The sequence below is a fragment of the Flavobacterium daejeonense DSM 17708 genome (genome assembly GCF_000425425.1).
In the GTDB taxonomy this organism is placed as follows: domain Bacteria; phylum Bacteroidota; class Bacteroidia; order Flavobacteriales; family Flavobacteriaceae; genus Flavobacterium; species Flavobacterium daejeonense.
This window is the reverse complement of the sequence record NZ_AUDK01000011.1, coordinates 1-26,972: the sequence shown is the minus strand read 5'-3', so window position 1 is coordinate 26,972 and position 26,972 is coordinate 1. Positions and strand designations below refer to the sequence as shown.

Genomic DNA, 26,972 nt, shown 5'->3' with positions numbered 1-26,972 from the left:
TGTTATTAATAGGGTATTTATAAAAAAAGTCCCGATGGAATCGGGACTTTTTAAAAATTTATAGTTTGAATTTGTTAAATTCCTAAAAAGTTACTTGGCGTAATTTGTAACAACTCCGCTTTGATAGCCTCAGAAACTTCCAGAGTTCCGATAAATTCATGAATAGAATTTTTGGTAATCGCTTCGTTAGTTCTGGTTAAACCTTTTAAAGCCTCGTAAGGATTTGGATAAGCCTCACGACGTAAAATAGTTTGAATGGCTTCAGCTACAACCGCCCAGTTGCTTTCTAAATCCTCGTGGAATTTAGCTTCGTTTAATAATAATTTGTTCAATCCTTTCAAAGTAGCTTCAAAAGCGATGATGGTGTGTCCCATTGGAACTCCAATATTTCTCAAAACCGTACTATCTGTTAAGTCACGTTGTAGTCTTGAAATTGGTAATTTGGCAGAAAGGTGTTCGAAAATTGCGTTGGCAATTCCTAAGTTTCCTTCTGAATTTTCAAAATCAATCGGGTTTACTTTATGAGGCATCGCTGAGGAACCAATTTCTCCCGCTTTGATTTTTTGTTTGAAATATTCCATCGAAACATACGTCCAGATATCGCGGTCTAAGTCGATGATGATGTTGTTAATTCTTTTTAGAGTATCAAAAAAAGCAGCAAAATGATCGTAGTGCTCAATTTGTGTGGTAGGGAATGAATGGTGTAATCCTAAATTTTCCTCAACAAATTTAGTTCCGAATTGTTTCCAGTCGATTTGTGGGTAAGCCACGTGGTGCGCATTGTAATTTCCTGTTGCACCACCAAATTTAGCTGCAAAAGGAACGTTGAATAACAAACGCATTTGCTCTTCGATACGTTCTACAAAAACAGTAATTTCTTTTCCTAAACGGGTAGGAGAGGCCGGTTGTCCGTGGGTGCGGGCAAGCATTGGTACGGCTGCCCACTCAATAGCTAATTCTTTTAATTTGGCAATCAAATTAATTAAAGAAGGCATATACACTTTTTCAAAAGCTTCTTTGGTAGAAAGCGGAATAGCCGTATTATTGATGTCCTGGGAAGTCAATCCGAAGTGGATGAATTCTTTGTATTCCGACAAACCTAATTTTTCAAAGGCATCTTTAATAAAATATTCAACAGCTTTAACATCGTGATTGGTTACTTTCTCTGTCTCTTTGATCCAAAGTGCATCTTCGGTAGAGAAGTTTTTGTAGATGTTACGTAAACTTTCAAAAACAGTTGGGTTTACATTTTTTAATTGCGGCAAAGGCACTTCGCACAAAGCGATAAAATATTCAATTTCTACCAATACACGGTATTTAATTAAGGCTTCTTCAGAGAAAAATGGCGCTAAAGAAAGCGTTTTATTTCTATATCTTCCGTCAATTGGAGAAATTGCATTCAATTCGTTTAAAGTCGTCATTGTCTTTTTTATGCTAATAAAAGTTGATATTTAATCCGAAAGCATTTGTGAAATCGGGCTTATTTTTTTGAAAGGCACAAATATAATGAGAAGTTAGAAGTTAGCCGTTAGAAGTTGCAAGTTTTTTACAGTTTACTAATGTTTTTTCTTCTTTTTATTGAAATTGAGCTAATAAATGGTTTTTTAGGACAGAAACCCCTTTTGTTGCCGTCATCGGAATTGTTTCCAAAGGATTTCTTAAGTCCGGTATTGAAATAGGATTTGGATCAATATAAAAAACCGGAGTGGTTGGTGGAACAAAAGCCAATAGTCCTGCGGCAGGATAGACCTGTAAGGAAGTCCCGATAACGGCAAAATAATCGGCGGTTTCAGTAATATTTAAAGCTTCGTCGAAAGCAGGCACCGATTCTCCAAACCAAACAATATGCGGGCGTAACTGATTTTTAAAAGAATCTACATCGCCTAAATTCAAATCGCCTTCCCATTCTAAGATGTGTTTTGGATTTTTAGTACTTCGTACTTTCAGGAGTTCGCCATGCAGGTGCAAAACTTTTTTGCTTCCGGCGCGTTCGTGTAAATCATCCACATTTTGGGTAATGATGTGTACGTCAAAATGAATTTGCAGTTGCGCCAGTTCCTGATGTCCCAAATTAGGTTGTACTTCTTTCAGTTGGCGTCTTCTTTGGTTGTAAAATTCCAAAACCAATTCCGGATTTTTTTGCCAGCCTTCCGGCGAAGCTACTTCCATGACATCGTGACCTTCCCAGAGTCCGTTGCTGTCTCTGAAAGTTTTTAAACCGCTTTCGGCACTCATTCCTGCTCCGGTAAGAACGACTAATTTTTTTTTCATGGACTTATTTTTGGGATAATACTGATGCTAAATATAGCTTTTTTAAATTGAAGATTTTACTAGATTTAATTAAAAGGAACACAGATTGGAGAAATTTAAGAAATTTTATAAAATAATTATAATCTGCGATTATTTTTCTAATTTCTCCAATCTGTGTTTCATAAAAAATCGAAATCGGGATGGATTTGTGAAATTTAATCTGCGGTTTAATTTTCATAAAGGAATTAGTGAATTCGTGGCTTTTTTTCTTTTTACTATTTTTGCTGCAAAAAAAAATATAAAAGCCTAATGATTGATTTAGATTACCTCGCTTATTTAGAAACTATACTAACGGATAACCGCAAAGAACGTTTTTTAGAAGTTTTAGAAAACCGAACCAAACATTTTACGGTTGCCGTAGAAGATGTGTATCAGTTGCATAATACTTCAGCGGTAATGCGCAGTTGCGAGGTTTTTGGTATTCAGGAATTGAATGTTATCGAACAGCGTTTTGGAAAACGAATAGACAAACAAATTGCTATGGGTGCTCAAAAATGGGTCGATATTATTCGTCATGATTCGGTTTCGGGCTGTATCCATTCGTTAAAAGAACAGGGCTACCAAATTATTGCGACCACTCCGCATGAACAGGATTGTACCCTGGAAAAATTTGATATAACGAAACCCAGCGCTTTGTTTTTTGGAACAGAAAAAGAAGGACTTTCGGAAGAAGTGATGCAAAACGCCGATGCTTTCCTGAAAATCCCGATGGTGGGTTTTACCGAAAGTTTGAATATTTCGGTTTCGGCAGCGATTATCATTCAGGATTTAACTAACCGATTGAGACGTTCGGATATTGATTGGAAACTAACTCCGGATGAAATTTTGCAAAAGCGTTTGGATTGGGCTCGCAATTCCATTCGAAATATAAAGGGAATTGAAGAAAGATATTATCAGGATAAGTTATGAGTTGTGAGTTGTGAGTTGTTGGACAAACTCATAACTCACAACTCATAACTTTTTTTACTTTTTGATAAAAAGAATCAATCCCAAAATACTAACGACCAAGATAGAAAGTGCCGCCAAAACCATTGTCAGGTCGCGGATATTTTTCCCGGCCCAGTCCATAAATAAATATTTGTGCAAAATGGCAAAAGAATAGCCTTCTGCAATATCCGAATTGTTAATTTTTGCAGCCAGTCGGGAAGTGACTGTTTCTATAAAATAAGTTGTTTTTTCGGGCGTATCATAAGCCAGTTTGATAACCGGTAAACGCTTGTTGACAAAACCATATTCCCGATTTTCAAAATTCGTAATCACTTTGGACTCTAACAATTTTACATTTTCTAATGAAACTTCCGATTCTTCCGGGATTTCCGGAGACATCATCTCGCAACAAGGTGCTTTTGGCGCGCCATCGGTAAAATAATAGGCTAAAAATTCAGCGTATTGTAAATCAAGATTTGGTGTGATTTTATTCGTTGCCGCATTGATATAAACAACTTCTGTATTTGGTGTCTCTTTTTTATTCCATTTCGAATTGCCGTCGAATCTCGGCTTTTTGAATTTGCTTTTGGATTGTTTCTCCAGCTCACAACGGTAATAAATGCTGTCGTTGAAGCTGATGATACTTTGATTTTGAAAACGATTCCAGTCCAGATTCAGTTTGTTATTGGCTAAAGGAATATCGCCGGCATTAAAAGTAGGCTCGTATACCATTTGGTCTAAGGTATAAGGATCCCATTTGGTGGTGGCATGATAAGCTCCGCTAAAAGCAAAAGTCAGCGTGAATACCGAAACCCAGATTCCAATTTGGCGGTGGTATTTTCGGATGCCATTTTTCGACTCTACGCTGTCGGATTTTTTAAATTGTTTCCACAAAAAGCCATAAATCACGATGCCACTAATGGCTGAAAGCCCAATGATGGACAACAAGAAAATCATCGTAATGATACGAATACTGTTGTTGCTGATAGCATCAAGAAACGACCAGTTGTGGAAAACATCGAAAAACCAGATAAAGAATTGTCGGGATGCAGGATTGAATGTCGCTAATTTACTTGACGAGGTTTCAACATAAACCTCCATCGTATCCGGGCGATCCAGAGTGATTTTATAAACCGGCAAATAACGATTGACATATTTGTACTGATGGTCAAATTCGGTGATGAGTTCGCTTTTTTTCAGGCTGCTTTTTTGATCGTCCAGAAAATAGCGGGAAAGCCATTCGGCATAGATTGCGTCTCCGTTTTTTAATTCTTTTCCATTTGAAGCATCAAAATACAATAAATCTCCGATGTTATTTTTGACCTGATAAAAAGTGTGGTTGTTAAACGACACCATTCGGAAATTCTTGAATTGTTTGATGTCGTTTTTTGCTAAAACGTCCTGAATAGAAAGCGAAATTGGCTCCGGATGAATAAGCGTTGTTTCCAGTTTGTCATGCGCTATTTCGGGTTTGAAAAAATGCGCCATAAACGGATGCATCAAGCCCGAAAGCGTCCAGAAAATAACCGGAATAAGTGTGATAATCCCAATGGTACGATGCCATCGGTACATGTGTTGTTTGATTTTTTTAACGAATTTAGAATCTTTCTTTTTGTTGTTTTTCTTGCTCATTGTAGCATTTTTTTACTATTAAGGAATTAAGGAAATTTAGTTTTAGGGCTTAATAAACCTAATCTCTTAATGGTTTTATTTTATGTTGTTGTACTTATTTTTTCAGCGAAAAATGATATTGAATCCCAAAAACGAATGTTCTTGGTGCAGCAGCAGTATAAGTTGGTACAGCACCACTAGTATTGGTTCGCGAAACATTGTAAGCATATAATTTATCGGTAAGATTCATAATGTTTCCGTAAAATTCAAATGCTTTCCATTGGTAGCCTACACGGGCATTGAATAAATCATATCCGGCATATTTAACGGTATTGATTTGATTTTGATAATAACTGCCTACATGTTGCCACTCGATTGCAGCTCTGAATTTAGGCAACCAATTGGGGTAATAACTGATTTCTGAATTTCTGGACCATCTTGGCGCAGCCGGCATTTCTTTTCCGTTTAAGTTTTGTACCGGATCAGAAGGTTTGTTAGAAACTAAGAAATCGATAAAAGTATGTTGAGCATAAGTTCCTCCTAAACGAAAATTGAATTGTTTTGAAGGAGTGTAATTTGCGCCAAATTCAACTCCTTTATGACGGGTTTCACCAGCCGAACGATAATCAGTTGTATTGTCTTCCAGTTTTACGCTTAATAATTCGTTTTTTCCTTCCATGTAGTAAAAAGCATAGTTTAGGTTCAATTTGTTTTCCAACAAATTCAGCCATCCACCCACTTCATAATTTTCAAAAGTTGCCGGTTTTAGATTGTAATAGAACTCCGCTGCAACTCCTGTAGTTCCGCCGGTTCCTGATTTTGGAGTAAAGATGGAAGTGATTCCCGGAGGCGCAAAACCTTGCGAATAGTTTACGTAAAAACCGGCTGTTTCCAATGGATTGTAATTCATTCCGGCTTTAAAAGTCGCTTTGTCATAGATTTTAGTTCCGGTAGAAAGGTCGATTGCATTATTGTAAGTGACTTTCATATTGTCATAACGACCACCTAAGGTAACCACAACTTCATCGATGGGGTTGAAATTAAACTGTGCATAAGCCGCTTTATTGTAAATATCCGCGGTATAATCGCTGATACGAATGTCGGGTCTTTCGGCAAGAATTTCGTAGTGATCAACAGTTGGAGTTGCCGCTTCTGAATTTAATATTGCTTTTAAGTCAACACGGTAAGCCCAATATGTTACCGGCGAATAGTCATATAAAGCACCAGCTACTAATTTAGCATTTAGAAGATCAAATTTTTGAGTGTGTTGTCCCAAAAGGCCGTAGCTTTTAAAGTTGTTTGAATTGATTTCACCCGTTGCTGTGGTCGGATTGCTGGTGGCGCTCCATTTGATTCGGTAGGTTGGATTTTGACCTAATTTATTGTCTCTGAAATAAGCCGTCAGGAAACTGGCTGAATTGTCTTTCCAGTCGTGTTCCAAAGTTAATCTTGTACGCAAAGCATCTGATTTTCGATAGGTAAAATCAGAAGTGCTGTTGTAGGTTCGGTTGTAAAACGAGTCTTCGTTAACCGTTCCGCTCATTTGAGAATAATATTTGCCATACATCGTATTGCTGATTAATCGGGTAGAAGGAGAGATGTTGTAATCCATGCGGGCGTTTAAATTATCTTTATTATAATCGGAGTTTTTCATCCAACTATGGGTTTGTAAACTCGAAATTCCGGCAAGGTGAAAGCCGATTTTTCCAATCGTAGCGCCGCCGGCAGCCTGAATTCTGCGAAAACCAAAGTTGTCTGCCTGAATTCCAAATTTAAATTCAGGATTTAAACCAGGTTTTAAGGAAATAAAATTGACGGCGCCACCTACCGCTTCCGGTCCGTATAAAGAAGAAACAGGTCCTTTAACAACTTCAATACTTTGCAAATTAAACTGGTTGATTTCCAATAAAGCATTGTGGTTAAAAATTCCCATGGGACGTATAGGTAAACCGTCTTCCAGATACAAATAATAGGCATTGGTAGTCATGGGCTGACGAATAGCCATCATGTGTTGTTCGTTGCCTAAATTCACCATCAACACACCAGGCGTTTTGTTTACTATTTCGTAAACAGCTGTGGCTTTGGTTTCGTTGATCGTTTTTGCGTTTAGTTTGCTAATAGCAACCGGAGTTTTTTTTCGTAAAGTAGCGGTACGATTGGCAGTTATAAAAATCTCTGCCAGTTCCTGAGTGCTTGTGGTGTCAACTTGTTTTTTATGTTGCGCAACAGCAAATTGGCTAATCATAAGGAAAGCCAGTAGAATATGTTTCATTTAGAATGGATATAAATTTAAGAATAAGCTCGTTTTCCCCGGAGGATAACCGCGGAAGTTTTCAATTGAAAAATTGAAAAACGATTTTAAAAATTTATATCAAAAAGGACGGCGGTCTGAAAGTAGTCAGTGCTACCGAAGCCGTTTTCTTTTCTAAGGTGTAAAAAAGGGATTTTTCGGAGTAATTTGTCTCCGGAAATTGAAAGTTTTTAGCAATAAAACTATTTTGAATGTAAACCAACTCTACTTTGTTGTCCAAGTTGTTTTGCATTCTTTTTTCGTTGTCGCTGTATTTTTTAAGGCTTTTTTCCAGTTCGCATCGCCCGTTACAGCTGTTGTTGACTAATTTGCGTTGCACACAAATGGTTTTGGCAATTTCGTCCTGATGCAATTTGAATGAGGTATAGACAAAAAAACTACCAAAAGAAGGCAGGAGCAAAAGAATAGAAAGTACTATGCTGAAAAAGGACTTCAAAAAAAGTGTATTTTGTTTCTGACTGCAAAAGTAAGAATAAATATTTTTTTTAGTTTGTTTTTTTCAAGATAATCTGTGGAAATAGTATGCATAAACTTGTCATCCTGACGAAGGAAGGATCTCATTAAGTAATTCGACAATAATATATCAACTATTTCACTTTAACTTTTGGGATTTTGGTTTCAGTGATGGTTGCAATCATTCTCTGGTGCTTGCCCAATGTCATTAAGTTAAGCTTTTGTCGTCACTTCGAGTGATTTTAAATAATAATGCGGTAGCTTTATTATTTAAAATTGTATCGAGAAGTCTTGTTTAAACTAGAGTTCTCGATACTGGCTTACGATTTTCTATCGCAAATTGTAAGCCAACTCGAACAGACGTATCCTTCACTTAATGACATTGGGTGCTTGCCTGCAGCGAGTTTTTAGTTTAATCATAAAGGAAAAATGTAGCGTTTGCAAGCGGTATAATAGTGTTTTTAACCGCGTTACAAACGCTTTGATTTGTTTATTGAAGTAGGTAGGCACTCGTTGAAAACAAGCGCCAGTGGGAGGGCCAGTAAGGTGTTTGTATCGCTCTGTGGGCACTGATTGTAAATCCACGTTTATAAGTTTACCAAACGGTTTTATTTTAAATCAATTCCCCAAATCAATTTAATTAAATATATAATGAGGGCAAATATTATAGTAGAAATCAATTTGTTTTCCGAAATCAGTTTCCAGAATTTTACAATAGTTTTTGTTTTTAAGTCCGCTTTATTATTTGCTGTTATATTATTTGTTTGGGGAGTATTAGAAAAATTAGATGATTGATTTATTTGACCAATTGTAGAGTCATTAATATTATAAACTATGCTTTTTTCTTTGTTAAAATGCCATTTTTCAAACTCCGATAATGATTTTAAATCGATTAGTTTGTCAAAAGATATTTTATCATTTATTTTGAGTGTCCGTGAACTTTTTTGTTCTGATATAATATTTAATGATTTTAAATCAGCCACTAATTCTTCTATTTCAAAGTCAGTTGATTTTCCGCAAGTAGCAAGCTTGTTTTTTTTGAAATCTTCTAAGTATTTTATTTGTTTATCGGTCATCTCTAAATGTTTATATGCGGGTAGGAATTACCATTCCTGATTTTTTTTATTCAAGTAATCTTGCAAACTAATAAAAAGTGCATTTATTTTATTATTCATTCCTGTTGAGACTTCTTTATCGTGCATGAAATTAGCATCTAAATATCTTTTTAAACTATCAAACTTTCTATTTACCTTTTTTTCATTGTTATTGTTTTGTGCATTTAAATTTTTCTTAGCAATTTCATATTGATTTTCTATTGTAAATTCATTCAATAAAGTATATTCGTTAATATTAAAAAACCAATCTGTATTCAAGTAGTTTAACGTCTTTACTTTTTCCGGAAAGGAAATATCAACTTTACATTTGTAATCTTTTATAGAAATAATTAGAGTATGGTCAAAAATAATGTGTGCTGGTAAATAAACAATTCCATTAAATAAATCAGTAAAAGGTTTGTTTGAGTCAATTACAAAGCTTCCTTTTGCAATAATTTTATCTTGAGAACTATGCTGTAACACATCATTTGCAGATTTATAATTTAATGCTATCCAAGCTGAAATTTTAGATTGAATTTCTTCAGCTTTTAAATTATCTACATTAATAATTAAAGTTTTCCCATTAACTTCAGCATTATAAGATTGAGCAAATACAGAAATCTCAAATACAATAAAAAACAAAAGAAAATACTTTTTAATCATTTTTTCAATATTAAGGTTTTAATTTTCAGCTAAAATATAAATAATAGTTTACAAATTATTAGGTTGCTAAAATAATTCGAGAAAAAAAAACGGCTAAAGAGTACTCCTTAGCCGTTTGTGGTATATTTATGTTTTGAACGTTTATCCTAAAAAGGCTTTCAATTCTTCGTAAGTTTTAATTTTAGTGCTTACTTTTTCTTTGTTCAGTACGCTTTCAATTTGTGTTGGAATTGCCAATTGTACGTTTAATACAGCTTCTACAATATCCAAAAACTTAATTGGGTGAGCGGTTTCTAAGAAAACCCCAATAGAATCCGGGAAACGCTCTAATTCTTTTTTCAATCCTAAGTAACCTACCGCTCCGTGTGGCTCGGCAATGTAACCATCGGTGTTGTAGATGCGCTTCATGGCTTCTTTAGTTTCTTCGTCGTTATAGGTATAGGAAGAAAAATCTTTTTGGAATTGCTCTAAATCGTTGTTGTAAAGTTCCTGAATACGGATAAAGTTACTTGGATTTCCTACGTCCATCGCATTCGAAATGGTAGCGATAGACGGTTTTGGGTCATACACACCGTTTACTAAGAATCTTGGAACCGTATCGTTTACATTAGTAGAAGCAACGAAATGTTGTACCGGTAAACCCAGTTTTTTAGCCATGATTCCGGCACAGATATTTCCAAAGTTTCCACTTGGGCAGGAGAACACAATTTCTTTGTTTTGGGATTTCAAAGCTTTGTAAGCAAAGAAGAAATAAAACATTTGTGGCAGCCAGCGCGCAATGTTAATCGAGTTCGCCGAAGTCAGGTTTTTGTGTGCCAAAGTTTCGTCTAAGAAGGCTTTTTTCACCATGTCCTGACAGTCGTCAAAAACGCCATCTACTTCCAGCGCTTTGATGTTTTGTCCCAGCGTAGTTAATTGTCTTTCCTGAATGTCGCTCACTTTTCCGGAAGGATATAAAATCACTACATCCACACCCTGAACACCAAGGAAACCACTGGCAACCGCTCCTCCGGTATCTCCCGAAGTCGCTACTAATACGGTGTTTTTGTTGTCTTTTTTATCTTTGTTAAAATACCCCAAACAACGCGACATGAAGCGGGCGCCCACGTCCTTAAACGCCATTGTAGGTCCGTGGAATAATTCCAAAGAATAGATTCCGTTTTCAACCGGAACAACCGGGAAATCAAAGCATAATGTTTCGGCAATGATTTCTTTTAAAGTTGCTGTTGGGATTTCGTCGCCTACAAATTGTTGGATGGCTTCGAAGGCAATTTCCTCGTGACTTAAATTTTCGATGTTATCAAAAAAAGATTGCGGAAGCGGCGTGATGCTTTCCGGAAAATACAATCCTTTATCGCTTGCTAATCCCTGAATTACGGCTTCCTGAAAAGAAACTTTTGGTGCGTTATGGTTTAAACTGTAATATTTCATTTTTATAGTGATTAGTGAGTAGTGAATGGTGAGTAGTCCATACTAATTACTACTCACTATTCACCATTCACTGAATTATTAAATTACTTTCATTCCGGTGTCGTTCACTTTACACACATGAATTTCATAAGGTAAATTGATTTCGTCGTAAACGGCACACATTCCTTTGGCGATTTTTTCGGCAGTTTCCTTTCCTCTGCTCAAGGCAAAAATAGAAGGGCCTGAACCTGAAATTCCCGAACCTAAAGCGCCGTTTTCGTAAGCCGATTGTTTGATTAAATCAAATCCCGGAATCAATACGCTGCGCAATGGTTCTACGATTTCATCGTGCAAAGAGCGTCCGATTAAGTCGTAATCCTGTGTGTACAATCCCGCTACTAATCCGCCTACATTTCCCCATTGTGTGATGGCACTTTTTAGCGAAACGGTTTGTTTTAATACCGAACGCGCATCGGATGTTTTCAACTCAATTTGAGGATGAATTACGGTGGCGTACAATTCGTTTGGACTGTCAATTTTGATAATATCCAAAGGATTCGAACTTCTTACCAAAGTAAAACCGCCTAAAAGGGCAGGGGCAACGTTATCGGCATGGGCATTTCCCGAAGCCAGTTTTTCGCCCTGCATGGCAAATTTTACCAATTCTTTTCGGCTAAAAGGTTGACCCAATAGTTCATTGGCGCCAAAAACCGCTCCGGCTGAACTGGCTGCCGAACTCCCAATTCCACTTCCGGCCTTGATGTGTTTGTATATTTCGATTTCGAACCCGAAATCAGCGTTCGTTTCTTCTAACATGGCTAATAAAGCAACACCGGCAACGTTTTTCTCTGTTTCCAGTGGCAAGTTAGCGCCTTCGATTTTAGTGATACGAATGCCTTTTTCAGCCGTTTTTCGAATAATCATTTCGTCGCCCACATTGTCTAAACACAATCCCAGCACGTCAAATCCGCAGGAAAGATTGGCAATGGTAGCCGGACAAAATACTTTTACTTCATTCATTTTTTTATAGTTTCTGAGTGGCAAAGTTCCAAAGCGGCATAGTTTCATATTTAAACTTTGAAACTTTGCGACTTAGCATCTTAGTTACTCTTTTTTAAACATTTCCAATTCTGATTACATCAGCAAAAATTCCAGATGCAGTTACCGCAGCACCGGCACCGGCACCTTTGATTAATAAAGGCTGATCTACGTAACGGTCGGTATAGAATAAAACGATGTTGTCTTTTCCTTCCAAATTGTAGAAAGGATGGTCTTTTGGGATGAATTGTAATCCAACATTCGCTTTTCCGTCAACGAATTCGGCTACAAATTTCAATCGGCTGTCTTTTTGATTGGCTTCCGCCAAAATACCTTCAAAGTGACTGTTGTATTCAATTAAAGATTTGAAAAAATCTTCGTTGTTAGTTGTTGCCATGCAGGCAGCCGGTAAGAATGATTTGTTTTCAATATCTTCAATTTCCATTTTGTAACCGCTTTCGCGAATTAAAATCAGGATTTTACGGGCAACGTCAATTCCACTTAAGTCGATTTTTGGATCAGGCTCTGTAAATCCCTGAACACCAGCTTCTTTGACTACATCGTGGAACGAATTGTTTTCGTCAAAATTGTTAAAGATAAAGTTCAGACTTCCTGATAAAACCGCTTGAATTTTGTGTACTTTATCTCCCGAAGCGATTAGGTTTTTCACCGTGTCAATAATTGGTAATCCCGCACCTACATTGGTTTCAAACAAGAAAGGGGCGTTGTATTGACGTGATAATTTTTTCAGTTTTTTGTAATTGTCGTAAGCCGAAGCACAGGCAATTTTGTTACAGGTTACTACACCAACACTTCTTTTTAAGAAACGGTCATAAATAGCCGCAACATCAGCATTGGCAGTGATGTCCACAAAAATAGAGTTACGCAGGTTAAGCGCAGCTACTTTTTCAACGAACAATTCTTTATCGGCTGTTTCACCGTTTTCTAAAGTGTTTTGCCAGTTGTCTAAATCAATTGCGTCATCGTCAAAATGCATTTTTCTGGAGTTAGACAAAGCAATTACACGAACGTTGATTTTTAGATTTTCTTTTAAGAATTTCTTTTGTTGGTGGATTTGTTCGATGAATTTTTCACCTACGTTACCCACACCCATTACAAACAGGTTTAATTGTTTGGTGTTTTCCTCAAAGAAATTTTCGTGCAACGTATTCAATGCTTTTTTAACGTCTCTATCGTTAATTACCGCCGAAATGTTTCTTTCGGAAGCTCCCTGAGCAATCGCACGGATGTTTACGTTATTTTTACCTAAAGTACTAAACATTCTTCCGCTTAGTCCCTGGTGATTTTTCATGTTTTCGCCTACTAAGGCAATGATGCAAAGGTTTTTTTCTACAATGCATGGATCGATTTTGTTTTGGGCAATTTCGATTTCAAAAGCTTTGTTGATAGCGTTTTCAGCTACTTCTGCATCCGAATTTAAAATTCCGATACAAATAGAATGTTCAGATGAAGCCTGAGTAATGAAAATAACATTGATGCTTTCCTGAGATAAAACCTCGAAAAGTCTTTTGGATGATCCTGAAACTCCAATCATTCCCGGACCTTCAAGAGTTATCAAAGTAATATTATCAATATGACTGATTCCTCTTACCGGAGTTCCGTTTGAAACAGATTCACTTGAAATATAAGTTCCTTCCGCATCCGGTTCAAATGTATTTTTGATGTGAATTGGAATATTTTTTCTTAAAACCGGTTGGATTGTTGGCGGATATAAAACTTTGGCACCAAAATGTGACAATTCCATTGCTTCCTGATAAGAAATAGAGGCAATCGGTTGGGCTTGTTTTACAATTTTAGGATTAGCGGTAAACATTCCGTTTACATCAGTCCAGATTTCCAACTCAGCTGCATTTAAAGCTCCGGCAATAATCGCCGCAGTATAATCGGAACCACCACGACCTAAAGTGGTGTTGATTTCGTCTAACGAACAAGCGATGAATCCCGGCATTATTACTACCTGAGAATCATTAGCACTAAAAAATGCAGTAGTTAGTAAGTTAGTTACTTCAAAATTTACGGCAGCTTTTCCGTAATTGTTGTTAGTTTTAATCAACTCACGGCTGTCTTTGTAGCTGCTGTTTTTTAGGTTTTGTTTTAAGGCTTCGGCAATGATATAGGATGAAAGTAATTCGCCAAAACTTAAAATAGTATCTGAGGTTCTTGCTGATAATTCGCCTAAAAGGAAACAACCATCCAAAATAGTTTCCAGGTGGTTGATGATTCTTTTAATGTGACTTAAAGAACTGCTTTGTTCGCTAACCGGAATTAATTCTTTTAAAGCATCTAAGTGTTTTTTCTCAATTTCGGCAACGATATCTTTATAAGTTTCGTCGTTAGCGGCAGCTTTAGAAGCGGCTAATTGCAATAAATCGGTTACTTTGCTTAATGCTGAAACGACTACTACTAATTTGTCTTTTTTGGCTTTGTTCAGAACGATATCCAGAACTAATTTTATATTTTTTGCATTGGCAACCGAAGTTCCGCCAAATTTTAATACTTTCATTTTGTTTATTTTATTTTAAAAATGCAATATTTTATATACACCCAATACCTTTCTTCTAATAAAAAAGTATGTATGAATTCAGGATTATATGTAATAGATAAATACCCCTAAGGGGTAGTAGTAGTGGTAACAGAAATGGCAACCCCAACTGGAGTTGAAATCGAAGATTGATATGTAGTTCTGTTGTTTTTCATAAGAGTTCCCAAAAATACAGTTTTTTATAAAAAACCAAAAGCTTTATGAGGTTTTTGTGAATAATTTTTTAAAAAAGCAAATATATGTCTTTACGCTCTTTAATTGAAACGAATTGTTTTTAATTTTTTTGAAAAAAAATGCTTTTTTGAAAAAAAATAATAAAGCGGCGTGAAACTTTCTGTAGCCGGGTTTGGAGCCTTTTTGCGATTTTTATGTGTTTTGACCGGTGTGAAAAGTCAGAATTGTATTTTGGTTGCTCGGAATCCGGGGAGGGGGAAAGAACCGGTATGAGACAAAAAAAGCAGGGAATGAATGATTAATTTTTAAAATATCTTTAACATGAAATAAAAAAAAGTATTTTTGCTTTCTAAAAAAATTAGTTAAAAAATGTCAATAAACAGTATTTTCCAATTTTTAGTACCAAAGGATAAAAAATTCTTTCCTCTTTTTGAAGAAGCTTCCAGTAATTTGATTGAATTAGCTTCTAATTTGCACGAAGCTGTAAATCTTCCTTTAAAAGAAAGAGAAGTGCTTTTCCAAAAAATTGATGAGTTAGAACAAAGGGGAGAAGATATTACACGTCAAACCAATTTAGAGTTGAGTAAAAACTTTATTACTCCTTTTGATCGTGAGGACATTCACTCTTTAGTTACTTCTATTGATAACGTAGCTGACCGTTTACATGGTGCTTCCAGCATTATGCGTTTGTATCAGGTAGATAAGATTACAAAGTCAATTAGAAAACTAACAGAAATTAACTTAGATGCCTGTCAGCATATTGAAATTGCGGTAAAAGAACTGCGTGATTTTAAAAATGCTCATAAAATTAAAGCGGCTTGTGCTAAGATTTCGAAATTGGAAAACAAATCCGATAATGTTTATAATAAAGCTGTTTTTGAAATTTTTGAGAATGAAACAGATGCTAAGAGCATTATTAAATATAAAGAAGTATTGTCTATTCTGGAATCAGCTACGGATAAATGTAAAAGTGTAGCCAGCGTTTTAGAGTCTATTTCGGTTAAACATTCTTAAAATTTAAATTATTCTTTTGAAATAAAAAGGTATGGCTTTACTTATTACGATTATAGTTTTAGCACTTATTTTTGATTACATAAATGGTTTTCATGATGCGGCTAATGCTATTGCAACAGTTGTTGCGACAAAAGTACTGACTCCGTTTCAAGCAGTGGTTTGGGCTGCTTTTTTTAATTTTTTAGCTTACTGGGTTTTTGGTTTTGGAGTAGCAGATACCGTGGCAAAGACAGCGCATACGATTGATATTAATTTAGTCGTTATTTTAGCGGGTGTAATTGCGGCTATTTGCTGGAATTTATTAACCTGGTGGTTAGGAATTCCATCGAGTTCTTCTCATACATTAATCGGTGGATTTGCCGGTGCAGCTGTAGCTCACGCTATTTATATGCACGGTTTTTCAGATTATACAGTGGTTGAAGACGGGGTAACTATTACCAGACATTGGTATAATATTGTAAACTGGTACGATCCCGGAAAACCAGGCGGATTGCCAACAGGAGTAATAATCATTATTGTTTTTATTGTTTTGGCGCCATTAGTAGGAGCGATTGCTTCTTATTTAATTTCGATTTGGTTATTACATTCAGCAGGAAAAAGTATTTATCCTAAGATTTTTACAGCCGCTTTGATGGTTTTAACCGTTTGGTTTGTTGCTCACATGGTAGAGACTGAAATAGAAAAACCAAGATTTGAATCTCATTTTTGGAGTGTGGCTTTAGAACCTCATAATATCAAATGGTTTTTGGTTGGTTTTATTGTGTTATCGGTAAGTACTTTTTGTTTGTTTTTTAGTAGTTTAAACTATAATCAATCGGAGTCAATTCTTAAAAAAATGCAATTGCTTTCTTCTGCGGCTTTCAGTTTAGGGCATGGAGGGAATGATTCTCAAAAAGTAATGGGGATTATTGCTGCAGCAGTAATTGTTTACATTAATAAAGAAGGCGTTGTTTTGGAAGATATGCCAAGCTGGTTGCAGGTGGCTTTACCAGATGGAGATGCACCGGGAATTATGCCGGAATGGATTCCGTTAGCCTGTTATTCAGCAATTGCAGCAGGAACTTTAAGTGGTGGTTGGAAAATTGTAAAAACAATGGGTTCTAAGATTACTAAAGTAACTTCTTTTGAAGGGGTTGCGGCTGAAACTGCCGGAGCTTTGACTTTGTATTTTACTGAGCACTTAAAAATTCCGGTAAGTACTACGCATACCATTACAGGTTCTATTATTGGTGTTGGGTTAACTAAACGTGTTTCGGCGGTTCGCTGGGGAGTAACGGTGAGTTTAATCTGGGCCTGGATTTTAACAATTCCTATCTCGGCACTTTTAGCTGCTATTTGTTATTATCTGTTGAAAATTTTCCTGTAAAATAAAATCTAAAAGCCATTCGTCTGAATGGCTTTTGTTTTTTTATCTAAAATTAGTCTGATGTTGTGTTTGATATTGAGCGTGATTTGCAGTGTTTCGGTAGGTGTGATTTTTAAAATTGCCCGAAATAAGGAAACCAATGCGAAGCAGATTGTGTTGTTTAATTATGTTTTTGCGTTACTACTTTGTGTTGTTGTTTTTTCTCCTGATTTAAAAGCAGTAAATACCCAAATTCCGATTTTTCTTTATCTCGGCTTAGGGATTTTGTTGCCCGTGGTTTTTATGTTTTTGATTGCTTCAATTAAAAATATTGGAATTGTAAAAACCGATGCGGCTCAAAGATTGTCTTTGTTTGTGTCTATTTTGGCAGCCTGGTTGCTTTTTGGGGAACAGTTTGTGTTGGTAAAGCTTATCGGAATCGGAATTGGTTTTGCGGCTTTATTTTGTGTTTTGAATAAAACATCCGATAATCAAAACAGAGCTTTAAAATATCCGGTTTTGGTTTTTTTAGGCTTTGGTTTAATTGATGTTTTATTCAAAAAAGTAGCGGCTTTTGCAGCGATTCCTTATACTACTTCGTTATTTTTGATTTTTGGAATTGCGTTGTTTTTAATGTTTGCAGTGGTGTTGTATGAAAAACTGCGATTAGGAATTGGTTTTGAAGCTAAAAATTTGCTTTTTGGTTTCTTTGTTGGTTGCTTTAACTTTGGGAATATATTGTTTTATTTAAAAGCACATCAAATATATTCCTCTCATCCATCCACTGTTTTTGCAGGGATGAATATGGGAGTAATTTTGTTGGGAAGTTTGGTAGGAGTGATTGTTTTTAAAGAAAAATTATCAAAGCTGAATTACTTCGGACTTGTTTTAGCATTATTTTCAATTGCTTTTATAGTTCTTTCGGCTTAGCATTAGATTCTAATTTAAAGTTTTTTTCAATTGCTTTAATCATTTCTCCGGCAATATCTTTGTGAGTTGCTGTTTCGATTCCTTCCAGTCCCGGGGAGGAATTTACTTCTAATAACAAAGGGCCTTTTGAAGAGCGAATAATATCCACACCGGCTACTTTTAAATCCATCGCTTTGGCGGCTTTAATAGCGATTTTCTTTTCTTCAGAAGTAGCTTTAATTACCGAAGCAGTTCCGCCAAGATGAATATTGGCTCTGAATTCTCCCGGCATGGCTTCACGCTGAATAGAAGCAACGACTTTTCCGTCGATTACAAAACAGCGAATGTCTTTTCCGTTTGCCTCTTTGATGAATTCCTGAACCAGAATGTTGGCATTTAAACTTTTAAAAGCGTTGATAACACTTTCGGCGGCTTTTTTGGTTTCGGCTAAAACGACTCCTTTTCCCTGAGTTCCTTCCAGTAATTTGATGATTAGCGGAGAACCGCCTACCATCTTTATCAAATCGTCGGTGTCCAGCGGAGAATTGGCAAATCCGGTGGTTGGGATTCCGATTCCGCTTTGTAGTAATAATTGCAGGGAAAAAAGTTTATCTCTGGATTGGGTAATGGCGGTTGATGAATTTAAGCAAAAGACATTCAGTGCTTCAAATTGACGCGTTAAGGAACAGCCGTAAAAAGTTATGCTTGGACGAATTCTGGGGATAATGGCGTCAAATTGATTCAGAATTTTCCCGCCACGATAATGGATTTCCGGTTTTTTAGCGTCAAGCTTGATATAGCATTCTTTGATGTTTAGAAAATGCATTTCGTGACCGCGCATTTCGCCGGCCTCCATAATTCGTTTGTTGCTGTACAATTCAGGATTGCTGGCTAGTAAACCAATACGCAAGCCGCTTGGGGCTTTTTCTGAATTTTTATAAATCTCTTTAAGATTGTCGTTAGTAGGTTGTCCAAGCAAAAATTGTTGTTCCGGATCAACCAGAATCCTTCCGCTCATGGCTTCGCGCCCTAGCAGCATTCGGAATCCCATCGTGTCTCTGTTGGTCAGAGTCATTTCTATTGGCCAACTCGATTCGCCAATTTTTAAATTGGTTTGGATAACAAAGCGCTGTTCGCGAAATCCGCTGGAGCTTTTTACGACTCTTTTGTCGATTAGCGGAGCTTCGCAATGGATAATGGTTTTGGAATTGTTTTGTATTGGGTTAATGTCAAATTTAACCCAGTTAGAATCATTTTTGGTGAACGGAGCAATGTTGATAGCATGCAAGGCAGAAGTTTTAGCTCCTGAATCGACTCTGGCTTTAATGATTGGAATGTCTAATTCTGGAAAAGAACACCATTCTTCGCTACCGACTATTACTTTATTCATTTTGCTTTTTATTGAATTGATGGAATTTTTATAAACGTCAAAAGTAGTTATTTGTTATTGAAATGAAAGGAAATTGTGTTAAAAGAATAAACCCGTTAGGTTATGAAAACGTAACGGGTTTATTAATAAAAAGGATAGCAGTTTGTTATAAATTAGTTGTTTCTCCTGCTTTGTTAATTTTTACACTTAATTCTTGTGAACCGTCTTCTATATCCATAAAAATTTCGTCTCCGGCGGCAATTTTTGAAGTAATGATTTCTTCGGCTAAAGCGTCTTCAACATATTTTTGGATCGCTCTTTTTAGAGGTCTGGCTCCAAATTGTTTGTCGAAACCTTTGTCGGCGATGAAAGCTTTGGCTTTATCAGATAATTTTAAAATGTAGCCTAAATCTGCGATTCGGGCGTATAGTTTTTTCAATTCAATTTCGATAATTAAATCAATATCGTGTTTTTCTAAAGTGTTGAATACAATTACATCGTCAATTCGGTTTAAGAATTCAGGTGCAAAAGTTTTCTTCAAAGCGTTTTCAATGATGCTTTTTGAATTGTCATCAGCCTGAGCTACTTTAGCAGCGGTTCCAAAACCTACTCCCTGACCAAAATCTTTTAATTGTCTGGCTCCTACGTTAGAAGTCATAATGATAATGGTGTTTTTAAAGTCGATTTTTCTACCTAAACTATCTGTTAAGAATCCGTCGTCTAATACTTGTAACAGCATATTAAATACGTCCGGATGTGCTTTTTCGATTTCATCCAAAAGAACAACTGCATACGGTTTTCTGCGAACTTTTTCAGTCAATTGTCCACCTTCTTCGTATCCTACGTATCCCGGAGGTGCTCCAATTAAACGAGAGATAGCAAATTTCTCCATGTATTCACTCATGTCAATTCGAACCAAAGCATCTTCAGAATCGAATAATTCTTTGGCTAAAACTTTGGCTAATTGCGTTTTACCAACTCCTGTTTGACCTAAGAAAATAAACGAACCAATTGGACGATTAGGATCTTTTAATCCGGCACGGTTTCTTTGAATAGAACGGGCAATTTTGATTACGGCTTCTTTTTGACCAATAACTTTACTTTCGATAAGTTCCGGTAATTTAGCTAATTTATTGCTTTCTGTTTGTGCAATACGATTTACCGGAATTCCGGTCATCATCGAAACGACATCGGCAACATTGTCTTCAGTTACCTGAATTCGGTTGCTTTTTGCATCTTCTTCCCATTGTTCCTGAGCGATAGCTAAATCTTTTTCAAGACGTTTTTCGTCATCACGTAGTTTAGCGGCCTCCTCGTATTTTTGTTTCTTAACAACAGCATTTTTTAATTCTCTGATGTCTTCCAATTGACGTTCTAAGTCTAATATTTTCTTAGGAACTTCAATGTTGGTAATGTGTACGCGAGAACCTGCCTCATCCATTGCATCAATAGCTTTGTCTGGTAAAAAACGCTCCGACATGTATCGGTTAGTTAATTTAACACAGGCCTCAATTGCTTCGGGTGTATAGGTTACATTGTGGTGATCCTCATATTTGTTTTTAACATTGTTCAAAATAGTAATTGTTTCTTCTACAGAAGTAGGTTCCACAATAATTTTTTGAAAACGTCTTTCTAAAGCGCCGTCTTTTTCAATGTATTGTCTGTACTCGTCCAAAGTGGTAGCTCCAATGCATTGGATTTCACCTCTGGCTAAGGCAGGTTTGAACATATTAGAAGCGTCTAAAGAGCCTGTAGCTCCGCCTGCTCCTACAATGGTGTGAATTTCGTCAATGAAAAGAATGATGTCGTCATTTTTTTCTAATTCGTTCATCACGGCTTTCATGCGTTCTTCAAACTGTCCTCGGTATTTGGTTCCGGCAACTAAACTTGCCAGATCTAAAGTAACTACACGCTTGTTAAAAAGAATCCTGGAAACTTTTTTTTGGATAATGCGCAAAGCTAAACCTTCGGCAATAGCTGATTTACCCACTCCTGGTTCTCCTATTAATAAAGGATTGTTTTTTTTGCGACGGCTCAAAATTTGGCAAACGCGTTCAATTTCTTTTTCGCGTCCCACCACAGGATCCAGTTTTCCTTCTTCGGCCATTTCGGTCAAATCTCTACCAAAATTGTCTAAAACAGGGGTTTTAGATTTTTTATTGGACTTATTAGCAGGGTTGTTGAAATTGCCTTCTTTGAGACTGTCATCTTGTCCTAAATCGTCATTATAAGAGTCTGTTGCTCTTGGTAAGTTTTCTAAGAATTCTTCTTCGTTTGGTGTCATATTCAAATATTGTTCTTTGGCTACGTCATAATCTATTTTTAGTTTATTGAGTAGCTTGGTTGTTGGGTCATTTTCGTTTCTTAAAATACATAGTAACAGGTGTGCTGTGCTTACTGAAGGGCTTTGGAAAACCTTAGCCTCCAGAAAGGTTGTTTTTAAAGCACGCTCCGCCTGGCGGGTCAAATGCAGGTTTTTCTTTTCTAAATTACTATCTATTCCGGGGATTGCAGGGCTTAGGATTTCTACCTTTCTGCGTAAATGATCCAGGTCTATAGATAAGTTGTTTAATATCTGTATTGCTTTACCATTACCATCTCTAAGGATACCAAGCATCAAGTGTTCTGTCCCAATGAAGTCATGACCTAGTCGTAAAGCTTCTTCTTTACTGTAGGTAATAACATCTTTTACTCTTGGTGAAAAATTGTCATCCATAATATTTATTTCTAGTATTGTAAATTTAGTGAATTGTTAATTGAAAAACAAAAACCATACCTAAGTACTTATGTCAGCTAATTGACGAAAAAAATGAGAAAAATGCTTGTTTTTTTCTTTAAAATAGTAAACAAAAGTGGAGCTTTGTTTGTTAATAAATCTTTGAAATTAGTACGAGGAAAAGCTTTTAAAAATTTCAAAAATCCGTATATTGGCACGTTTTGAAACGAAAATAATTAATTAATATAACAACTTATGTCTGAAGGAGAAAAGTTAATTCCTATTAACATAGAAGATGAAATGAAATCAGCTTACATTGATTATTCAATGTCGGTAATTGTATCCAGAGCGCTTCCTGATGTTAGAGATGGTTTGAAGCCGGTACATCGAAGAGTACTTTATGGGATGTATGATTTAGGAGTAACTTCAAGATCTGCTCATAAAAAATCAGCAAGAATTGTTGGGGAAGTTTTAGGAAAGTATCACCCTCACGGAGATACTTCGGTATATGACACGATGGTGCGTATGGCGCAGGAGTGGAGTATGCGTTATTTATTAGTTGATGGTCAGGGTAACTTTGGTTCTGTTGACGGTGATAGTCCGGCTGCAATGCGTTATACCGAGGCCAGAATGAAAAAGATTTCAGAAGAAATCCTGGCTGATATCGAAAAAGAAACTGTTGATTTTCAGCTGAATTTTGATGATACATTATATGAGCCAAAAGTAATGCCTACACGTGTTCCTACTTTATTAGTAAATGGAGCTACAGGAATTGCAGTAGGTATGGCAACTAATATGCCACCTCATAACCTTACTGAAGTTGTAAACGGAACCTTGGCTTATATCGATAACAATGAAATTGAAATCGATGAGTTAATGACACATATTAAAGCTCCTGATTTCCCAACCGGAGGTGTAATCTATGGTTATGAGGGAGTTCGTGAAGCTTTTAAAACAGGTAGAGGGCGTGTGGTAATGCGTGCTAAAGTTGTTTTTGAAGAAGTTGACGGAAGAGAGTGTATTGTAGTAACTGAAATTCCTTATCAGGTTAACAAAGCAGATATGATTAAACGTACTGCTGATTTAGTTAACGAGAAAAAGATTGAAGGTATTGTTAATATTCGTGACGAATCGGATAGAAATGGTATGCGTATCGTTTATATTTTGAAACGTGATGCTACGCCAAATGTAGTTTTGAATACCTTATTTAAGTTTACACAATTACAATCTTCTTTCAGTGTAAACAATATTGCTTTGGTAAAAGGACGTCCGCAAATGTTGAATCTGAAAGATTTGATTCATTATTTCGTAGAGCACCGTCACGATGTGGTAATTCGCCGAACACAATTTGAATTACGTAAAGCCGAAGAAAGAGCACATATTTTAGAAGGTTTGATTATTGCTTCGGATAATATTGACGAAGTAATTGCATTAATCAGAGGTTCGAAAAATACCGAAGAAGCCCGTGAAAAATTAATCGAAAGATTTAAATTGACCGATATTCAGGCTCGTGCGATTGTGGAGATGCGTTTGCGTCAGTTAACAGGTCTGGAGCAGGATAAATTACGAGCTGAGTATGAAGAGTTGATGAAGTTAATTGATCACCTGAAAGCTTTATTAGCCGACGTAAATTTAAGAACCGATTTAATTAAAGAAGAATTAATCGAAATCCGTGATAAATACGGTGATGAGCGTCGTTCTTCTATTGAATATTCAGGCGGAGATGTAAGTATCGAAGATTTGATTGCCGATGAAAATGTGGTAATTACTATTTCTCATGCGGGATACATTAAACGTACGAATTTATCGGAGTACAAAACGCAAAACAGAGGTGGTGTTGGTCAAAAAAGTGCCGGAACCAGAGATCAGGATTTCTTAGAGCACATGTTTGTGGCAACGAATCACCAATATATGATGTTCTTTACTCAAAAAGGAAAATGTTTCTGGATGCGTGTTTATGAAATTCCGGAAGGAACTAAAACTGCTAAGGGTAGAGCAATCCAGAATTTGATTAACATCGAAAGTGACGATAAGGTAAAAGCATTTATTTGTACTCAGGATTTAAAAGATCAGGATTATATTAAGACCCACAATTTAGTAATGGTGACTAAGCAAGGTCAGGTTAAGAAAACTTCTTTAGAGAAATATTCTAAACCAAGAGCTAATGGAGTTGCTGCAATTACTATTAAAGAAGGTGATGAATTAATAGGTGCTGAATTAACAAACGGAGAAAGCCAAATTATCATCGCTGTTAAATCTGGTAAGTTAGTTCGTTTTGAAGAAACTAAAACCCGTCCGATGGGAAGAACTGCTTCCGGAGTACGCGGAATTAGCTTAAAAGATGAATCGGATGAGGTAATTGGTATGGTTACTGTGGATAAAGATGCGATAAGCGATTCTCAAATTTTGGTAGTTACAGAAAATGGATACGGTAAACGTACCAAATTAGTTGAAGATGATGGTGTAGATGTTTACAGAATCACAAACCGTGGAGGAAAAGGTGTTAAAACACTTAATATTACCGAAAAAACAGGAAGTTTGATTTCGATTTCTGCGGTTACCGATGCTGATGATTTGATGATTATCAATAAATCCGGATTGACGATCAGAATGGCAATTGAAGATTTAAGAGTGATGGGACGTGCTACTCAGGGGGTTAAATTAATTAACCTGAAAGGAAACGATTCTATCGCGGCAGTTGCTAAAGTTATGAAAGACGATGAGGAAGAAGTGGTTGTAGATGAAGAAGGTAATGTGGTTCAAGGGGAATCTATCGAAAGAGTGAAACCTGTTTTAGAGGTTTTAGAAGATGACGGCTCAACTGAAGACGAAGACGACGAAGAGGAAGATGAGGCTCCTGATGATGAAGCTGATGATTCCGATGACGACGATGAAGTATAAATTTAGAATCAAAATAAAAATTATAAATATTAAAAAGGAACAATTATGAATAGTAAGTTTATAATGTTATCATCGGCTTTATTATTATCTGTGGCAACTTTTGCACAGAAAAAAGAATTAAGAGCGGCAGATAAAGCAGCGAAAGCAGGTGATATGAAAGAAGTTTTAGCTGTTTTAAAAGCGGCTGAACCGGTAATAGCTAATGCTTCTGAAGAAGAAAAAGCACAGGCTCTTTTCTTGAAAGGAAATGCCTATATGGATTTTGTGGAGAAAAAAGTAGATACTGATGCTAATATGAAATTAGCGGCAGATACTTATAAAGAATTGATTGCTAACGAAAAAGCTTCCGGAAAAGCGAAGTATTCTGCTCAGGCAGCTACCTCAATTGCCCGAATCAAAGGTTTGTTGATTAATAGCGGAGTAGAGGCAACTAAGGCTAATAATAATATGGAAGGGGCTCAAAAATTATACGAAGCTTATTTGCTAGATAGAAATGATACAATCAATCTTTATTATGCGGCTTCTACTTATGTAAGTGCTAAAGATTATGATAAAGCAATGGAATTGTATTCGGAGCTAAAAAAACTAAATTATTCAGGAAAAGGGACTGAATATTTAGCGGTAAGTAAAGTTAACGGACAGGAAGTAGGTTTTGTTTCTGCTGCTGAAAGAGACAGAGCGGTTAAATTAGGAACTCATGAAAAGCCAAGAACTGAAGAGATCCCTTCAAAAAGAGGTGAAATCTACAAAAATATGGCTTTGATTTTGGTTGATAAAGGACAAATTGCTGAGGCTAAAAAAGCAGTAGCTGATGCTGTAAAAGCAAATCCGGATGATTCATCTTTAAAATTGACTGAAGCAAATTTGTACTTGCAAACCAAAGATTTTGATAAGTACAAAGAAATTATTACCGAAGTTTTGGCTAAAAATCCAAATGATGCAGGATTAGTTTATAATTTAGGAGTTATCGCTTCGAATAATAACAGTAATGAAGAAGCTGAGAAGTATTATAAAAGAGCGATTGAATTAAAACCCGATTATATCAACGCTTACATCAATTTAGCGGTTTTGAAATTACAAAACGAAAAACCACTTATTGAAGAGATGAATAAATTAGGTACTTCTGATAAAGAAATGAAACGTTACGATGTTTTGAAAAAGAAAAGAGAAGACCTGTTTAGAAGTACTTTACCTTATTTGAAAAAAGCATACGAGTTGGATCCGGAGAATCAGGATATAGCTAAAACACTTTCAGGAGTGTATGGAGCTTTAGAAATGACAGCAGAAAAAAATGCTATCAAAGCTAAAATGAAAAAATAAGTTGTTGTAAAACAACATCCAAAGCCATCTTTGATTATGAACATGCCCCAAAAAGTTAGACACTATTTGAGGCATTTTTTATGGAAAGAAAAGTAAAGTATGATTATGCATTTAAATTAGAATGCGTAGAATTAGTTTTAAAGAAACATTATACGGATGGATATGTTTCAAAATTGAAGCAGATTCCGAGATGGAATATTCGTAAATGGGTCAGTTTTTACAAGACTTATGGCGAAATAGGTTTATTGCCACGAATGAATCAAAGTTATTCCTCTGAATTTAAATTAAAAGTGGTTACAGCTATAGAAAAAGAATCTCTTTCATTATTAAGAGCTAGTGTTAGGTTTAATATTCCTGATATTTCCATTGTTTTAAAATGGAAAAAAGATTTTGCTAACTTTGGAATAAAAGGCTTAGAACCAAAACAAAAAGGCAGACCAATTTCTATGAGTGATAAACGTAAAAAAAGCAAACCAAACAAACCTTTAACAAGAGAAGAAGAACTTTTAAAAGAAAACGAAAGACTTCGTTGTGAGAATGAATTGCTAAAAAAGTTACAAGCCTTAATTCAAGCCAGGAGAAATCCCAAGCCATAATAGAGTTAAGGCATAAATTTGATTTAGAATTGCTTCTAGATCTAACAAATATGGCACGAAGTAGTTTTTATTATCATCAAAAACAAAGCCGATTACCTGATAAATATAAAAAGATTAAAGAGTTGATTAAAACTATTTATCAACGACATAAAGGACGTTATGGTTATAGACGAATAACCGATGAACTTCAAAACAAAGGAATCGTTATCAATCATAAAACCGTTTTAAGATTGATGAAACTATTGGGG

Annotated in this window: 20 protein-coding genes; 8 read left to right on the top strand and 12 right to left on the bottom strand. The window is 36.0% G+C overall.

Annotated features, from left to right (window positions below; genetic code table 11):
* Window positions 1-74: 74 nt before the first annotated feature.
* Both purB and H599_RS0109035 read right to left on the bottom strand, forming a co-directional pair.
* On the bottom strand, window positions 75-1,421 hold the full coding sequence (purB, locus tag H599_RS0109040; protein ID WP_026713836.1) for an adenylosuccinate lyase: 1,347 nt from the start codon (window positions 1,419-1,421) through the stop codon (window positions 75-77).
* Window positions 1,422-1,575: 154 nt separating this feature from the next.
* A complete protein-coding gene (locus H599_RS0109035) occupies window positions 1,576-2,271 on the bottom strand; it encodes an SIR2 family NAD-dependent protein deacylase (RefSeq protein WP_026713835.1) in 696 nt (231 codons plus the stop codon).
* A gap of 288 nt (window positions 2,272-2,559) precedes the next feature.
* On the opposite strand from H599_RS0109035, the gene H599_RS0109025 reads away from it, so the two are divergent.
* Window positions 2,560-3,219, top strand: coding sequence for a TrmH family RNA methyltransferase (locus H599_RS0109025; RefSeq protein WP_026713833.1), 660 nt, complete (start codon window positions 2,560-2,562; stop codon window positions 3,217-3,219).
* A gap of 54 nt (window positions 3,220-3,273) precedes the next feature.
* Here the strand turns inward: H599_RS0109025 and H599_RS0109020 are convergent, their stop codons facing one another.
* The 8 genes from H599_RS0109020 to thrA form a co-directional block, all read right to left on the bottom strand.
* A complete protein-coding gene (locus H599_RS0109020) occupies window positions 3,274-4,869 on the bottom strand; it encodes a PepSY-associated TM helix domain-containing protein (protein ID WP_026713832.1) in 1,596 nt (531 codons plus the stop codon).
* A gap of 94 nt (window positions 4,870-4,963) precedes the next feature.
* On the bottom strand, window positions 4,964-7,120 hold the full coding sequence (locus H599_RS0109015; RefSeq protein ID WP_026713831.1) for a TonB-dependent receptor: 2,157 nt from the start codon (window positions 7,118-7,120) through the stop codon (window positions 4,964-4,966).
* A 94-nt stretch (window positions 7,121-7,214) separates the two neighbouring features.
* Window positions 7,215-7,595 carry a hypothetical protein gene (locus tag H599_RS0109010; RefSeq protein WP_026713830.1) on the bottom strand — a complete coding sequence of 127 codons (381 nt, stop codon included), beginning with the start codon at window positions 7,593-7,595 and terminating at the stop codon, window positions 7,215-7,217.
* 625 nt (window positions 7,596-8,220) lie between these two features.
* Window positions 8,221-8,688, bottom strand: a complete 468-nt coding sequence (locus H599_RS0109005) for a hypothetical protein (protein WP_026713829.1) — start codon at window positions 8,686-8,688, stop codon at window positions 8,221-8,223.
* A gap of 27 nt (window positions 8,689-8,715) precedes the next feature.
* Window positions 8,716-9,369 (bottom strand): DUF4468 domain-containing protein, encoded by a 654-nt coding sequence (locus H599_RS0109000; RefSeq protein ID WP_026713828.1) that lies wholly within the window; start codon window positions 9,367-9,369, stop codon window positions 8,716-8,718.
* 141 nt (window positions 9,370-9,510) lie between these two features.
* A complete protein-coding gene (thrC, locus tag H599_RS0108995) occupies window positions 9,511-10,800 on the bottom strand; it encodes a threonine synthase (RefSeq protein ID WP_026713827.1) in 1,290 nt (429 codons plus the stop codon).
* A gap of 78 nt (window positions 10,801-10,878) precedes the next feature.
* Window positions 10,879-11,799 (bottom strand): homoserine kinase, encoded by a 921-nt coding sequence (locus H599_RS0108990; protein WP_026713826.1) that lies wholly within the window; start codon window positions 11,797-11,799, stop codon window positions 10,879-10,881.
* A 94-nt stretch (window positions 11,800-11,893) separates the two neighbouring features.
* On the bottom strand, window positions 11,894-14,341 hold the full coding sequence (gene thrA / locus H599_RS0108985) for a bifunctional aspartate kinase/homoserine dehydrogenase I (RefSeq protein WP_026713825.1): 2,448 nt from the start codon (window positions 14,339-14,341) through the stop codon (window positions 11,894-11,896).
* Between the two features lie 582 nt (window positions 14,342-14,923).
* Here thrA and H599_RS0108980 point away from each other — a divergent pair.
* Genes H599_RS0108980 through H599_RS0108970 form a run of 3 tightly spaced genes read left to right on the top strand, consistent with a single transcriptional unit; the run spans window position 14,924 to window position 17,843 of the window.
* Entirely contained in the window at window positions 14,924-15,568 is a 645-nt protein-coding gene (locus tag H599_RS0108980) for a DUF47 domain-containing protein (RefSeq protein WP_026713824.1), read from the top strand.
* A gap of 31 nt (window positions 15,569-15,599) precedes the next feature.
* The gene (locus tag H599_RS0108975) at window positions 15,600-16,934 is read left to right on the top strand and encodes an inorganic phosphate transporter (RefSeq protein ID WP_026713823.1); all 1,335 of its coding nucleotides are present in this window, start codon (window positions 15,600-15,602) and stop codon (window positions 16,932-16,934) included.
* 27 nt (window positions 16,935-16,961) lie between these two features.
* Entirely contained in the window at window positions 16,962-17,843 is an 882-nt protein-coding gene (locus tag H599_RS0108970) for a DMT family transporter (protein WP_316930440.1), read from the top strand.
* Here the strand turns inward: H599_RS0108970 and rimK are convergent.
* Both rimK and H599_RS0108960 read right to left on the bottom strand, forming a co-directional pair.
* Window positions 17,824-19,212, bottom strand: a complete 1,389-nt coding sequence (gene rimK / locus H599_RS0108965) for a 30S ribosomal protein S6--L-glutamate ligase (RefSeq protein ID WP_035141384.1) — start codon at window positions 19,210-19,212, stop codon at window positions 17,824-17,826. The genes H599_RS0108970 and rimK overlap by 20 nt on opposite strands.
* 145 nt (window positions 19,213-19,357) lie before the next feature.
* Window positions 19,358-21,907 carry an ATP-dependent Clp protease ATP-binding subunit gene (locus tag H599_RS0108960; RefSeq protein ID WP_026713820.1) on the bottom strand — a complete coding sequence of 850 codons (2,550 nt, stop codon included), beginning with the start codon at window positions 21,905-21,907 and terminating at the stop codon, window positions 19,358-19,360.
* Between the two features lie 255 nt (window positions 21,908-22,162).
* Between H599_RS0108960 and gyrA the strand changes: the two genes are divergently transcribed.
* From gyrA to H599_RS0108935, 4 genes are all read left to right on the top strand, one after another.
* On the top strand, window positions 22,163-24,808 hold the full coding sequence (gene gyrA, locus H599_RS0108950) for a DNA gyrase subunit A (protein WP_026713819.1): 2,646 nt from the start codon (window positions 22,163-22,165) through the stop codon (window positions 24,806-24,808).
* Between the two features lie 45 nt (window positions 24,809-24,853).
* Window positions 24,854-26,128 (top strand): tetratricopeptide repeat protein, encoded by a 1,275-nt coding sequence (locus tag H599_RS0108945; protein WP_026713818.1) that lies wholly within the window; start codon window positions 24,854-24,856, stop codon window positions 26,126-26,128.
* 80 nt (window positions 26,129-26,208) lie between these two features.
* Complete coding sequence (locus H599_RS0108940; protein WP_026713817.1) at window positions 26,209-26,724, top strand: transposase; 516 nt, start codon at window positions 26,209-26,211, stop codon at window positions 26,722-26,724.
* A 50-nt stretch (window positions 26,725-26,774) separates the two neighbouring features.
* Window positions 26,775-26,972, top strand: a 198-nt coding sequence (locus H599_RS0108935) for an IS3 family transposase (RefSeq protein ID WP_155960745.1), incomplete at its 3' end; no start/stop codon positions are given.

Bases quoted from the DNA above. Each gene is read 5' to 3' on its own strand.
- H599_RS0109025 (WP_026713833.1), top strand. From the start codon at position 2,560: ATGATTGATTTAGATTACCTCGCTTATTTAGAAACTATACTAACGGAT.
- H599_RS0108940 (WP_026713817.1), top strand. From the start codon at position 26,209: ATGGAAAGAAAAGTAAAGTATGATTATGCATTTAAATTAGAATGCGTA.
- H599_RS0108970 (WP_316930440.1), top strand. From the start codon at position 16,962: ATGGCTTTTGTTTTTTTATCTAAAATTAGTCTGATGTTGTGTTTGATA.
- H599_RS0109005 (WP_026713829.1), bottom strand. From the start codon at position 8,688: ATGACCGATAAACAAATAAAATACTTAGAAGATTTCAAAAAAAACAAG.
- H599_RS0108945 (WP_026713818.1), top strand. From the start codon at position 24,854: ATGAATAGTAAGTTTATAATGTTATCATCGGCTTTATTATTATCTGTG.
- gyrA (WP_026713819.1), top strand. From the start codon at position 22,163: ATGTCTGAAGGAGAAAAGTTAATTCCTATTAACATAGAAGATGAAATG.
- H599_RS0108960 (WP_026713820.1), bottom strand. From the start codon at position 21,907: ATGGATGACAATTTTTCACCAAGAGTAAAAGATGTTATTACCTACAGT.
- thrC (WP_026713827.1), bottom strand. From the start codon at position 10,800: ATGAAATATTACAGTTTAAACCATAACGCACCAAAAGTTTCTTTTCAG.
- H599_RS0108975 (WP_026713823.1), top strand. From the start codon at position 15,600: ATGGCTTTACTTATTACGATTATAGTTTTAGCACTTATTTTTGATTAC.
- H599_RS0109000 (WP_026713828.1), bottom strand. From the start codon at position 9,369: ATGATTAAAAAGTATTTTCTTTTGTTTTTTATTGTATTTGAGATTTCT.
- H599_RS0108990 (WP_026713826.1), bottom strand. From the start codon at position 11,799: ATGAATGAAGTAAAAGTATTTTGTCCGGCTACCATTGCCAATCTTTCC.
- H599_RS0109015 (WP_026713831.1), bottom strand. From the start codon at position 7,120: ATGAAACATATTCTACTGGCTTTCCTTATGATTAGCCAATTTGCTGTT.
- H599_RS0108980 (WP_026713824.1), top strand. From the start codon at position 14,924: ATGTCAATAAACAGTATTTTCCAATTTTTAGTACCAAAGGATAAAAAA.
- rimK (WP_035141384.1), bottom strand. From the start codon at position 19,212: ATGAATAAAGTAATAGTCGGTAGCGAAGAATGGTGTTCTTTTCCAGAA.
- thrA (WP_026713825.1), bottom strand. From the start codon at position 14,341: ATGAAAGTATTAAAATTTGGCGGAACTTCGGTTGCCAATGCAAAAAAT.
- H599_RS0109020 (WP_026713832.1), bottom strand. From the start codon at position 4,869: ATGAGCAAGAAAAACAACAAAAAGAAAGATTCTAAATTCGTTAAAAAA.
- purB (WP_026713836.1), bottom strand. From the start codon at position 1,421: ATGACGACTTTAAACGAATTGAATGCAATTTCTCCAATTGACGGAAGA.
- H599_RS0109035 (WP_026713835.1), bottom strand. From the start codon at position 2,271: ATGAAAAAAAAATTAGTCGTTCTTACCGGAGCAGGAATGAGTGCCGAA.